The organism is Marivirga sp. (genome assembly GCF_035704835.1).
GTDB lineage: Bacteria > Bacteroidota > Bacteroidia > Cytophagales > Cyclobacteriaceae > Marivirga.
The window spans coordinates 126,872-139,482 of record NZ_DASSWQ010000023.1; the positions used below are offsets into that span (position 1 = coordinate 126,872).

Consider the following 12,611-nt stretch of genomic DNA (forward strand, 5'->3'; position numbering starts at 1 on the left):
GAAAAATATTTTTATGAGCGATCAAAATAAAAAGAAAGTAGAAAAGGAATTTGGCCTAACTAGTTTATCGGTCAATAACAGTACGACCGTTTATGTATTGTCTTTCCTTATTGTGGTTTTAGGAATTATATCTTATATCAACTTACCAAAAGAAAACTTTCCTGAAATAGCGCAGCCTACCATTTATGTAGGTACCCTGCATCCTGGGAATTCACCAGCTGATATGGAGAAATTGATTACGCGTCCACTTGAGAAAGAAATCAATACCATTTCTTCAGTCGATAATATAAAATCAACTTCAGTTCAAGATTTTTCAACTATCATCATTGAATTTACTACTGACACGGATGTTGAAGAGGCATTGCAGGAAGTGAAAGATGCGGTTGATCAAGCTAAATCGGAGCTTCCATCGGATTTGCAGGATGAGCCTAATGTATTTGAACTAAACGTGGCAGAATTCCCGATTATGAATATTAATTTATCGGGAAATTATAGCGTGGAAACTTTGAATTCTTATGCTGAATATTTGGAAGAGGAAATGGAGAAATTTCCTGAAATGTCCAAAGCAGAAATCAGAGGTGTAGATGAAAAAGAAGTCCGCATTATGGTAGATCCTCTTGAAATGGAAGCGCGTAAGATCAGTTTCAATGATATCGAAACTGCCGTTCAGCAAGAGAACATGACCATGTCAGGTGGGAATATTAAAATTGGTGATATCAGGAGAACAGTGGCGATTTCAGGAGAGTATGAAAACCCTGAAGCTTTAGAAAACCTTATTATCAAAAATGAAAAGGCCAATATTGTTTACTTAAAAGATATTGCAGAGGTAGAATTTGACTACAAAGAAAAGCAAAGTTATGCACGATTAAATAACGAGGCAGTAGTCATGGTAGATGCTGTGAAAAGAAGCGGGGAGAACTTGCTAATTTTGACAGACAAGATTTATGAAGTAGTAGAGAAGGCTAAGGAAGAGGTTTTTCCGGAAGATTTAGTAGTGACTATTACGAATGATCAATCTCAGCAAACTAGAGACCAGGTAAGCAGCTTGGAGAATAACATTATTTCAGGAGTTATTTTAGTGGTTCTGGTGTTATTATTTTTCTTAGGAACTCGAAATGCACTTTTTGTTGGAGTAGCTATTCCAATGTCAATGTTTATGGCATTTATGATTTTAGGAGCTTTAGGTATCACCATCAACATGATAGTGCTATTCTCTTTAATTATGGCACTCGGTATGTTGGTGGATAACGGCATTGTGGTGGTGGAAAATGTTTATCGATTAATGGAAGAAGGGTATACACCAATAAATGCTACAAAAATTGGTGTTGGAGAAGTTGCACTTCCTATTATTTCCTCAACGGCAACCACATTGGCGGCTTTCTTACCATTAGCTTTTTGGCCAGGCTTAATTGGTGAATTTATGAAGTATTTACCAATTACATTGATTATCACTTTAGGTTCATCATTGTTTGTAGCCTTGGTTATTAATCCGGTGTTTATCGCATCATTTATGCAGATAGATGATGGAGAAAAATTGAACTACAAGAAAGTTTGGAGAAATGCAATTATCTCATTTGTTATTGGTGCTATCTTTATAATTTTTGAAGTGTATGCTGTTGGGAATTTAGCTATATTATTTGGAGTGCTTGGTCTGTTAAATACCTATGTTCTAACACCACTTTCACGTAGATTCCAGAAAGGCTTTTTACCTAATTTAGAAAAATTATATTCCCGAGCCCTTGAATTTGCAATTAGAGGCTGGAATCCCTATTACTTTTTGGGAGGTACAGTTTTGGCGCTTATTGGTTCAGTAATGCTTTTAGGTGTTTTTACACCTAATGTGTTGTTTTTTCCTGAAAATGAGCCCAAATATGTAAACGTTTTCGTGGAATTCCCTGTAGGGACTGATGTTGAACATACTAATGAATTTTCTCTTAAAATTGAGCAGGAAGTGAAAGAAGTGATTGCTCCTTATTCTGATATTGTAGAATCAGTTGTGGCTAATGTAGGAAGGGGTGCAAGTGATCCAAGTGATCCTACTGCTATGGGACAATCTGATACTCCTAATAAAGCTAGGATAACGGTCAATTTCGTAGAGTTTAAGTACAGGAATGGTGTTTCAACCACTAAAGTCATGAATGAAATAAGGGATGCTGTTTCAGATAAGTATGCTGGCGTTTCCATTACCGTAGATAAGGACCAAGCAGGTCCTCCCACTGGAAAGCCCTTGAATATTGAAATCAGTGGAGAAGACTATGATAAATTAATTCAAATTACGGAAGATTTAAAAGTTTTTATTAATAACCAAAATATTGGGGGAATAGAAGATTTAAAAAGTGATTTGGAAGTGGGGAAACCAGAACTTACTATCAATATTGATAGGGAAAGTGCCCGAAGATTTGGTTTGAGCACCGCTATTATTGCGAATGAAATCAGAACAGGTCTATTTGGAAAAGAAATATCAAAATATAAAGAAGGAGAGGATGATTATGAGATTCAATTGCGCTATTCTGATGAGTATCGATATGATGTGGATGCCTTAATTAATAAAAAGATTACTTATCGAGACCAATCCACTGGAAAAGTGAATCAAGTTCCAATTAGTGCTGTAGCAGACTTATCTTATACGAGTACTTATGGTTCTATCAACAGAAAGGAATTGGATAGGGTAGTAACTGTTTATTCCAATATTTTGGATGGATATAATGCCACAAATGTCAATAATCAGCTGAAAGCTGCTATGAATGATTTCGAGGTCCCTACTGGTTATGAAGTAAAATTCACAGGTGAACAAGCAGAGCAAGAAGAGGAATTAGAGTTTTTAAGCTTAGCTTTATTAATGGCAGTTTTCCTGATTTTTTTAATAATTGTGGCACAATTTAATAAATTGACAGCTCCATTTATCATCATGAGTTCTGTGATTTTCAGTACAATCGGAGTTTTCTTAGGGTTAGTGGTGTTCCAAATGGATTTTATCATCGTTATGACCATGATTGGAATTATTTCACTAGCTGGGATAGTTGTCAATAATGCCATTGTGTTAATTGATTTTATTGAAATCAGTAAAGAGAACAGGAAATTAAACTTAGAAGAGGGTGAAAAATTAACTTACGAAATGGTGAAAGATGCTGTAATGCTTGCAGGTAAGACACGTTTAAGACCGGTTTTATTGACTGCAATCACAACTGTTTTGGGACTCATTCCGCTGGCTATAGGATTCAATTTCGACTTTATAAAATTATTTACAAGTTACGATCCTGATTTCTATTTAGGTGGAGATTCTGTAATGTTTTGGGAGCCAATTTGTTGGACTATTATTTTTGGTTTGACATTTGCTACTTTTCTAACATTAATAATTGTGCCCGTAATGTATCTTATCGCAAATAAAGTAAATGCTAAATTTGGGATAGGTAGGTAATTGAGTTAGAAGTAGGAAGAACGAAGTTTTCGCTTCCTACTTCTAACCCCTAACTTCCCACATCTAACATCAAAACATGTCCAAAGTTATTCTCATACCAATAGTAGCGGTAATATTCATCCTGATTGATCTTTATGTTTTTCAGGCGGTGAAGATTGCTGTACAGAATTTTTCGCCCTTGGCGAAAAACATCACTTATGGTATTTATTGGGGATTTACGGCCATTACTATTTTAGGCTTCTTTTTGTATCACTTTACTGATCCAGACTTCTTTTCCAGAATTGCTCGTCAGTTTATGTTGGTATTGGTTTTTATGAATTATCTATCCAAGGGCATTGCTATGATAGTCCTGATTTTAGGTGACTTGTATCGATTGGGCGAATGGGTAGTTTATCAAATCAAGGATCAGTTTTCAAGTTCTAATTCATCAATCGAAGGAAAAAAAATTACACGGTCCGAATTTATAGCAAAATCAGCTATAGTAGCGGGAGGATTGCCTTTGGCAGCTATGAGCTTTGGGATTATTTCAGGTGCACATGATTACCGTATCCGTAGAAAATCAATTGTAATTCCTAATTTACCCAAAGCGTGGCACGGAGTTAAGGTTGCACAAATTTCTGATATCCACAGCGGAAGCTTTTGGAATAAAGTAGCCGTAGAAGGTGGAGTAGATATGTTGATGGCTGAAAAGCCCGATATGATTTTCTTTACTGGTGACTTGGTTAATAATGAAGCTGATGAAGTAGAAGGTTACATCTCCATATTTTCAAAGCTTAAAGCAGATTTAGGAGTATTTTCAACTTTGGGAAATCACGATTATGGTGATTATAAAAACTGGAGTAGTGAAAAAGCCAAAGCTCAAAACTTAGCAGACGTAAAAGAAGCGCACAAAATAATGGGTTGGGATTTGCTATTGGATGAAAATCGGATTTTGAAGGTGGATAATGAACCACTAGCAATCTTAGGAGTTGAAAACTGGGGAGCAGGCCGATTTGCTAAATATGGAGATATCAGCAAAGCCTATGCAGGCACTGAAGATTTCCCAGCGAAAATATTATTATCGCATGACCCAAGCCACTGGGATGCGCAGATTAGAAAAGATTACAAGGATATCGATTTAATGCTAGCGGGACATACACATGGTTTCCAGTTTGGCATAGAAGTTCCGGGGTTTAAATGGAGTCCTTCGCAATATGTATACAAACAATGGGCAGGTCTTTATGAGGAAGGTAACCAAAAACTATATGTGAATAGGGGGTATGGTTATCTTGGATATCCTGGAAGAATTGGCATGCCGCCTGAAATCACTATTTTGGAGTTGAGGCAGGGTTAAAGTCACCAAATCGTTCGCTCTAGCCTAACATTTGCACGCACTTCCAATTTTTCTTAAATCAAATTCTTAAGTTTAAGCTAATTTTTCGAGTTTCTAACTCGATATTTTTAGAATCCTCGATACAATCGAGGACTAGCAGTGTGCCGCGTGTGACTAGTTCAATAAATAAACTAATCCCATCAAACTTTCCGCTCAATCTCTTTCAAATTCTCCATTTTCTTATTTCGTAAGAAGCCGTTAATGTCCTCAAAATGCTCTTTCACTCTTTTATTGCCAAATTCAAACACTTTGTTGGCTAGGCCATCGAGGAAATCCCGGTCGTGAGAGACTAGTATCATAGTACCCTCAAAAGCTTTTAAAGCATCTTTTAAAATCTCTTTAGTTTTGATATCCAAGTGATTGGTAGGTTCATCCAGAATTAACAAATTAACTGGCTGAAGCAATAATTTAATCATCGCCAAGCGAGTGCGTTCCCCACCGGAAAGTACTTTTACTTTTTTATCAAGGGCATCACCACTGAACATAAAAGCACCCAACATATCCTTTATTTTAGTTCTTACGTCTCCTTTGGCAATATTGTCAATGGTTTGAAATACGCTGAGGTCACCGTCTAATAATGCCGCCTGATTCTGTGCAAAGTAGCCAATCATACTATTATGCCCCACTTGTAGCTCACCTTCATAATCAATTTCGCCCATGATGGCTTTCACTAAAGTAGATTTACCTTCACCATTTTTACCTACAAAGGCAATTTTTTCACCTCTGGCTATGGTCAGGGAAACATCATTGAAAACTACATGATCACCATATGCTTTACTCAAACCATCTGCAATAACAGGATAATTCCCTGAGCGTGGAGCAGGAGGGAATTTCAAATTCAATGCGGCTGTGTCTACCTCATCAACTTCCACAATCTCCATTTTTTCCAGCATTTTCACGCGTGATTGTACTTGAAGGGTTTTGGAATAAGTACCTTTAAAACGATCAATAAATTGCTGAATATCGGCTATTTGCTTTGCCTGGTCGTCAAAATGTTTTTGCTGCTGTTCACGTCTTTCCTTGCGAAGTTCTAAATAGTGAGAGTAATTTGTTTTATAGTCGTAAATTTTTCCTTGTGTGATTTCTATTGTGCGATTGGTTAAATTATCCACAAAAGTTTTATCGTGACTGATTACCATTACTGCTTTTGCATTATTGGTTAAAAAATCTTCTAGCCATTGCACCGACTCTATATCCAAATGGTTGGTGGGCTCATCTAAAAGGATTAAATCAGGTTTTTTCAATAGAATTTTAGCCAATTCAATTCGCATTCTCCATCCACCACTAAATTCAGCAGTAGAGCGATTAAAATCTGACCGTAAAAAACCTAAACCTAGCAAAGTTTTTTCTACTTCAGCGTCCACATTAATATCATCAATGCTATAGTATTTTTCGCTCAGTTCAGAAACTTGCTCAATAATCTTGCTGTATTCATGAGATTCATAATCTGTCCGTGTTTCCAATTGTTGATTACACCACTCCATTTGATTTTTCATTTCTAAAATGGCAGCAAAAGCTTTAGAGGCTTCTTCAAAAACAGTAGAGTCATCTTCTGTTAATAAATGCTGTGGTAAGTAGGCTATAATGGCATCTCCGGGTGCTGAAATTTTACCATAAGTAGGTTTATTAGCCCCAGCAATAATTTTTAATAAAGTCGATTTTCCTGCACCATTTTTCCCCATGAGGGCTATGCGGTCATTCTCATTAATATTAAAAGTAATATTGTTAAATAGGGTGGAGCCACTAAATTCAACGCCTACTGCATCAACTGAAATCATATTGTATCAAATTAAGCCGCAAAGGTATCAATTAATCGGGTGATAATTTCAATAGCTTAAGAATGTTTGTTTATTAAGCTGTTTAGAATTAATAAAGCCCTATTTCAATTAAACTTTTTGATTTTTAGTTTTTAGCTACTCAATTACGTAAGTGATAATAAACTATCAATTAAGTAAAACTGCTTTCTTGATTTGACCACGAATAAAAATCATGATAGTAAATACCACAAATAAAGGATGGGAAATCATTTCTCAATATGCTCATGGCTTGCTGGCGGGTCAAATTGCGGCACAGATTCATCCAAAATACCGTCCTAAGCAATGGGTGGAAACCCTTACGGCTATAATTGAGCATGATGATAAACAGATGGACTTAGATATGCAGTCTTGTTTGTCTGACACAGGCCTGCCAATGGATTTCGCATTGAGTAAATCAGAATCACAAAACAGTATAATAAAAAGAGCTCGAGGTCTGATGGATCTGGCCCTTCATAAATCGAGCTGGATAGGCTTATTAATTTCCTCACATTTAAATTTCCTCTATAATAATGATGCGGCAGGAAAAGAACTGAAAGGCTTCTTAAAAGAAGGTGATACATTTAGAAAACAGACGGTTAAAAAATTTGGAATTAATGAGGAGCAATTAAATGAATATTATCAACTACTAAGATTTAGCGACAGACTTTCCTTAATGATTTGTAAAGACGAAGTACCGATAAATGGTAGAAAACTAGAAATCAATAAAAGCATAGATAATCAAACTTATTTTGCAAGTAAGGATGAAAAAGGAAATTTAATTATAGAGCCGTGGTGCTTCAAAGCCCAATCATTTGACTTTTCAGTTGAAACACGATACGTAAAACAAGCGGTTTTTGGTTCAGGAAAAGCGTTGAAGAAAGCTATAGATAAATCAGAAGTAACTTTAAAGGATTTTAAGTTTAAAATAGTAGTTACTTAGTATAATAAATTGAAGGGTTCTAAATATAAATTTATGAGGTATTAACTTCATAAATAGGTGAATTAATTGTGATTTTCTAAAATTAGAAATATAACTCCTGGGTTGAAATACCTCACATCCTCAGAAACTGTTTACTGAGCCCACGTTGATTTTTAATCTATTAATTTCTGTGATTTATGTAAGATTTAGATGTTTGGATGTAAATGATTTTATCATGAAATATGGACATTTGACTACTAAAACATCTAAAATTAGATTATGAAAAATTTAAAAGTTTACATCACGGTATTAGCTATCGCTTTTTCCTTCTTTCCAGTTAGTCTGAAAGCTGATTCAGCTAGAAATGTGAATAAAGCAGATTCTTCTGCAGCAATGCAAATAAGGTCACAAGTTTTAATGAATCGTATTGTTGAAATCAAGGACATGAATTTTTCTGACATGGATCGCACAGAGAAAAAAGAATTGGCAGAAGAAGTAACAGCGGCTAAAAAAGAGCTTAAGGCATTAGGTGGAGGCGTTTATTTGTCAGTGGGGGCAATTATATTAATTGCGCTTGTATTGATTCTTATTTTGTAAGAATATCGTTACGTTAACAAGATAAAATTTTAAAATTTCGAAAGTTCGAGTCTAAAGCTCGAACTTTTTTTGTTGGGGGTAAATTTAATTGTATTCCAATACTTTTTTTAAAGTCAAAGAATATTTACCTCAAGAACCAAGTTAAAGATCTAGACAGGTTTGTACTCTTTAATAAAACCTAATCCTTTTAATTTAAATAGGTTTGAAGCTCTCAAAAGCCTCGCCACAACTATTACAATGGTGTAAAGACCTACAAAGCGTTGGTCCGAATGGTGATTTTAGAGTCGTATTTGTACTATCGCAATTTGGACATTCTGCATGTTCAATGATATCCAAGTCTTCAATTAGATTATTATGAACAGGAGGGGGAGCTAATCCGAATTTTTTTAATGCTCTTTTACCTTCATCAGAAATCAAATCAGAGCTCCAGGTTGTTTTTAAGTTCAAATTGACTGTATGATTGTCGATTCCATTTTTACTGAGAACATCTACCACATCTTGCTTCATATAATCCATAGCCGGACAACCAATAAAAGTAGGGGTCATGTTAACGGTTACATGGTCCTCTTCGATTTCAATGCCCGTTATCACACCCAAATCAACTAATGAAATAACAGGGATTTCAGGGTCTTTCACCTCTTTCAACAATTCCAATATTTTATCATCAGTTAATGTCATTTTAATAATGATTTTATATTCTTTATCTATTAGTTCTGATTAATGAAAATCTATTACCAATCCGCTGTAGGATCTACTCTAAAAACTTCACTCATCTCTTCTACTAGAGGTTGAAGATGTTTAGTATGTTTTCCATATCTACCCCCAAAAATAGGTTTAATAGTATTCCACTTTGGTAAATTCAAATTAGCTTGCTCTAAAACTATCGCAATATTTTCTTTCCATTGCTCTTCAATCGCTTTTTCACCAGGATAAACACCTGCTTCAATTATTTCTTTTTCGAATTTTGAAGGTTCAAATATCCCTAAAGCATATGGTAAAGCTTCATTCAAGCTGTTTTGCAAACGATCATGAGCTTCTAAGTTTGCTGTTGCTAACTGCTTTATCCAAGTATTAGCGTGCATTACGTGATATTTAATTTCACCTTTTAATTTTCTAGCTACTTGTGCAACTTCTTCAATTGGACACTCAGCCAACATACTAAATCTAATGTAATCTGCATGGTCGAATAAAAAATGACGAATCAAACTGAAGTCATACTCCCCAATAGGAAGTTCAACAAATTGACAATTATGAAATTGGTCAGCATTTCTTGTGAAGGCTACGGTATCAGGCTCTTGCTCACCCAGTTGATGCAATAAACTATAAAAAGCTAGGCTTTGACCCACTTTATCTTGCGCCATTGAAGAAAATGCAATATCCTCTTCCAATAAAGGTCCCATACCTGTCCACTCAGAATTTCTATGACCTAAAATCAATAAATCATCTGCAATTTTATATAATAAATCTTTTAGTGCTTCTTCAGTCATGACTTATACGTTTTGTTCTGCTTTAAATTTTTTGATTTTATCGGTTGCTTTATAATCCATAGCATCACGATATTTTTTGTCAGGTAGCGTATCCCAGATATCTTTGAAATCTTCCCCTTCAATTTTAAGAAGGTCTTCTGTTTTAGCTACCCAAATATTGAGAATAGGCTTCTCCTCTCGAAAATTACTTTTTGCTTTGAGAAGTGAATCTTCATAACAAGTAGCATCTAAATTCCCTACATGAGCATGTTGCTTCCCTCTTTTTCTTAAATGAAAGATTTCATATTTCTCATCCTTTCCCTTTTCGGCATCGTCCAATATTTCTTTATGTATGAAATCGTAAATATCCTCACCATTTTCCGTGATAGGGGATACTTTTATATTATCTGTCTTTACTACCCAAACTCCTGTGCAACTCATTCCCCTTCTGCTAAATTGTTCTTTGGCAAAAAGAAAAGCCATGTCAATCGTAGGAGCATGCACAATGCCTTCATGCTGATAGGGTTTGTTTTCTTTGGGCTGCACGAATACTTCGAAGGTGACAAATTGATCCTTGCTATCCTTACTTGGAAAAGTAGTTCCAAATTCAGCAGGAATGTGTAATCTGTTTATTCTAGGATCTAATGAGTTTAAAAAATCAGACATATTTTAATTAACAATTAGTAATTAATGATTGATACTACTTTTGATTAAGTAATATTCCCTCCTCCCGACTTTGAGTACGGGACAGGTTACGCGGGAATGAAGAAAGTGCAGCTAATTCGTAATTCTTTACGCAAGTGGTGCTACGTATTCTTCGCCTTTAGTTTTAGCTGTTAAGGCTCTTCTAACCCAAGCACCTCTTTCTTCTGCTGTTCTTCTTACGGCTAAGCGCTCTTTGTTACAAGGCCCATCACCATTGATTACTCTTTTAAATTCTTCCCAATCTGGCTCAGAGAATTCCCATTCTCCACTTTCAGTATTCTTTTTCAAGTTTTCATCAGGAATAGTTAATCCTAATTCCCAGATTTTAGGAACATACATATCCAGGAACTGCTGACGGCATTCATCATTGGTTGCCATTTTCACTTTCCATTTGGTCAAAATCTGAGTATGTGTGGACATTTTATCAGAAGGGCCAAAGAAGTGCATCATAGGAGGCCACCATCTGTTTACAGCAGCTTGCATCATTTCTCGTTGCTTTGGAGTTCCTGTAGCCAAGTGAATCACACAATGATGACCATATTTCAAGTGGAAAGACTCTTCAGCGCAAATTCTATCCAATGCACGGCAGTAAGGTCCGTAACTACCTCTAGCATTTGCCAGTTGGTTTACAATTGCACCAGCATCTACTAACCATGAAATAAAGCATGAATCTGCCCATGTAAAAGTAGGGTAATTGAAGATGTTAGAATATTTGGATTTTCCTGTAATTAAATCTTCAATCATTTGCTCACGGCTTTTTCCTAGAGTCTCGGCAGCACCATAAAGTAATTGTGCATGACCTACTTCATCTTGAACTTTGGCCATTAAAGCCAATTTTCTTTTAAAACCAGGAGCTCTTGTAATCCATGTTCCTTCAGGTAAAGAACCGATAATTTCAGAATGAGCGTGTTGTTCAATCATTCTGACTAATTGTTTTCTATACAGCTTAGGCATCCAATCGTTAGGTTCAATTTTTTCACCTCTTTCGATTCGAGCTTCAAATTCTGCTAATTTTTGTGGGTCTTCATCTTTTAATAAATCATTATTGATTGATGATGATTCAAATACTTGTCCGCCTCCGTACATAATTTTTTATTTTTTTTATTTTAAGATCTAATTTTTAGCCCATTAATGAATACGTCTGTTACATTTTCAGCTATATCTTCTGGGCTTAATTTTCCTTCTGGTTTATACCATGAAGGCATCCAGTTGATGGAAGAAAGCAATGCTAAAACAGTAAATTTTGCATCCATTTTTTTAAAGATTCCTTCCTTATGTCCATCTATTAATATTTGTACAAACTTATTTTCATAATTGTTACGCATCGTAAGAAAGTCTTTTAAATAAGCTTCACTTAAATGTCGCCATTCTGAAAAGAAAACTGCACTAGCTGCTCTATCTTTCGTTAAAACTTTAATATGAGAAACCACAGCTTTTTTTAATTTTTCATCAGCACTCATTTCCTCTAATTCAATTTTCTCTAGTGATTCAAAAAAATCATTAGCCATTTGAAAACAAATAGTTTGTAAAATTTCCTCTTTTGACTTAATGTGAGAATACAAACTAGCAGCTTCAATGCCGATGTAACCCGCTAGATCACGCATGCTCGTTGCTGCATAACCTTGTTTTTGAAACAGGTGAGTAGCTTTTTCAATAATTTGTTGTTTCCTATTTACTTTAGTTTTGGTTATCATTGCTCAAATATAATAAACAAACGTTCGTTAGGGTAATTTAGTTCAAAGATTTTTTTCATTGAGGTAGAGTTACTAATTCAAATCCTCAAACATCCTCTAAATCCTCTTGCTCCATAATATGAATCAGCACCATTGTGATAGATAAATACTGTTTCATATCGATAATCACCAAACAAAGCACCACCTAGTTTTCTGATTTTATCAGGTGTCTTTATCCAACTTGAGGTTTTAGTATCGAAATTTCCCAAGGTTTGTAAATATCGATACTGGACTTCAGAAAGCAATTCGATGCCAATTTCTTTTGCCATTTCCTCAACATTGTTTTTCGGAGGATATTTTTTTCGACCTAGTAGGGCTGCCTTATCATAACAGATACTTCTTCTGCCTTCAGGGCTCTCCTTTGAACAATCATAAATCAGAAATTCACCTGTTTTTTCATCTTTTCCTACCACATCAGGTTCACCACCAGTGGATTCCATTTCATCGAGTGTTTGTAATTTCTCGGTGTTTGTTTCTAATCTATTTTGTACTTCTATCCATTTTATGGATGAATGTCTATGTTTATTTTGTTCAAATCTTAGTTTAAGCTTTTCTAAAATAGCAGATTGCTTCTCTGTACTTAACTGCTTTGTGATGGCCATATT

Annotated in this window: 11 protein-coding genes; 4 read left to right on the forward strand and 7 right to left on the reverse strand. The window is 35.3% G+C overall.

Going from position 1 to position 12,611, the window contains the following annotated elements:
* Positions 1–13 precede the first annotated feature (13 nt).
* Entirely contained in the window at positions 14–3,418 is a 3,405-nt protein-coding gene (locus tag VFM92_RS04220) for an efflux RND transporter permease subunit (protein ID WP_325120946.1), read from the forward strand.
* A 76-nt stretch (positions 3,419–3,494) separates the two neighbouring features.
* Positions 3,495–4,751, forward strand: coding sequence for a metallophosphoesterase (locus tag VFM92_RS04225; RefSeq protein ID WP_325120947.1), 1,257 nt, complete (start codon positions 3,495–3,497; stop codon positions 4,749–4,751).
* 179 nt (positions 4,752–4,930) lie between these two features.
* On the opposite strand, the gene VFM92_RS04230 is transcribed toward VFM92_RS04225, so the two are convergent.
* Positions 4,931–6,568, reverse strand: a complete 1,638-nt coding sequence (locus VFM92_RS04230; RefSeq protein WP_325120948.1) for an ABC-F family ATP-binding cassette domain-containing protein — start codon at positions 6,566–6,568, stop codon at positions 4,931–4,933.
* A 211-nt stretch (positions 6,569–6,779) separates the two neighbouring features.
* On the opposite strand from VFM92_RS04230, the gene VFM92_RS04235 reads away from it, so the two are divergent.
* Together VFM92_RS04235 and VFM92_RS04240 are read left to right on the forward strand one after the other, a co-directional pair.
* Complete coding sequence (locus VFM92_RS04235; RefSeq protein ID WP_325120949.1) at positions 6,780–7,526, forward strand: DUF3891 family protein; 747 nt, start codon at positions 6,780–6,782, stop codon at positions 7,524–7,526.
* A gap of 258 nt (positions 7,527–7,784) precedes the next feature.
* Complete coding sequence (locus tag VFM92_RS04240) at positions 7,785–8,102, forward strand: hypothetical protein (RefSeq protein WP_325120950.1); 318 nt, start codon at positions 7,785–7,787, stop codon at positions 8,100–8,102.
* 192 nt (positions 8,103–8,294) lie between these two features.
* On the opposite strand, the gene paaD is transcribed toward VFM92_RS04240, so the two are convergent.
* The 6 genes from paaD to VFM92_RS04270 all read right to left on the reverse strand — a co-directional run bounded on the left by paaD (position 8,295) and on the right by VFM92_RS04270 (position 12,608).
* The gene (paaD, locus tag VFM92_RS04245) at positions 8,295–8,780 is read right to left on the reverse strand and encodes a 1,2-phenylacetyl-CoA epoxidase subunit PaaD (protein WP_325120951.1); all 486 of its coding nucleotides are present in this window, start codon (positions 8,778–8,780) and stop codon (positions 8,295–8,297) included.
* Between the two features lie 53 nt (positions 8,781–8,833).
* On the reverse strand, positions 8,834–9,589 hold the full coding sequence (paaC, locus tag VFM92_RS04250; RefSeq protein WP_325120952.1) for a 1,2-phenylacetyl-CoA epoxidase subunit PaaC: 756 nt from the start codon (positions 9,587–9,589) through the stop codon (positions 8,834–8,836).
* 3 nt (positions 9,590–9,592) lie between these two features.
* Positions 9,593–10,234, reverse strand: coding sequence for a phenylacetic acid degradation b (locus VFM92_RS04255; RefSeq protein ID WP_325120953.1), 642 nt, complete (start codon positions 10,232–10,234; stop codon positions 9,593–9,595).
* A 126-nt stretch (positions 10,235–10,360) separates the two neighbouring features.
* Entirely contained in the window at positions 10,361–11,359 is a 999-nt protein-coding gene (gene paaA / locus VFM92_RS04260; protein WP_325120954.1) for a 1,2-phenylacetyl-CoA epoxidase subunit PaaA, read from the reverse strand.
* Between the two features lie 20 nt (positions 11,360–11,379).
* Positions 11,380–11,967 carry a TetR/AcrR family transcriptional regulator gene (locus VFM92_RS04265; protein WP_325120955.1) on the reverse strand — a complete coding sequence of 196 codons (588 nt, stop codon included), beginning with the start codon at positions 11,965–11,967 and terminating at the stop codon, positions 11,380–11,382.
* A gap of 77 nt (positions 11,968–12,044) precedes the next feature.
* Entirely contained in the window at positions 12,045–12,608 is a 564-nt protein-coding gene (locus tag VFM92_RS04270; protein ID WP_325120956.1) for a DUF4256 domain-containing protein, read from the reverse strand.
* Between the last annotated feature and the right edge of the window lie 3 nt (positions 12,609–12,611).

Coding starts and splice junctions, on each gene's coding strand:
- VFM92_RS04220 (WP_325120946.1), top strand. CDS start 14: ATGAGCGATCAAAATAAAAAGAAAGTAGAAAAGGAATTTGGCCTAACT.
- VFM92_RS04225 (WP_325120947.1), top strand. CDS start 3,495: ATGTCCAAAGTTATTCTCATACCAATAGTAGCGGTAATATTCATCCTG.
- VFM92_RS04230 (WP_325120948.1), bottom strand. CDS start 6,568: ATGATTTCAGTTGATGCAGTAGGCGTTGAATTTAGTGGCTCCACCCTA.
- VFM92_RS04235 (WP_325120949.1), top strand. CDS start 6,780: ATGATAGTAAATACCACAAATAAAGGATGGGAAATCATTTCTCAATAT.
- VFM92_RS04240 (WP_325120950.1), top strand. CDS start 7,785: ATGAAAAATTTAAAAGTTTACATCACGGTATTAGCTATCGCTTTTTCC.
- paaD (WP_325120951.1), bottom strand. CDS start 8,780: ATGACATTAACTGATGATAAAATATTGGAATTGTTGAAAGAGGTGAAA.
- paaC (WP_325120952.1), bottom strand. CDS start 9,589: ATGACTGAAGAAGCACTAAAAGATTTATTATATAAAATTGCAGATGAT.
- VFM92_RS04255 (WP_325120953.1), bottom strand. CDS start 10,234: ATGTCTGATTTTTTAAACTCATTAGATCCTAGAATAAACAGATTACAC.
- paaA (WP_325120954.1), bottom strand. CDS start 11,359: ATGTACGGAGGCGGACAAGTATTTGAATCATCATCAATCAATAATGAT.
- VFM92_RS04265 (WP_325120955.1), bottom strand. CDS start 11,967: ATGATAACCAAAACTAAAGTAAATAGGAAACAACAAATTATTGAAAAA.
- VFM92_RS04270 (WP_325120956.1), bottom strand. CDS start 12,608: ATGGCCATCACAAAGCAGTTAAGTACAGAGAAGCAATCTGCTATTTTA.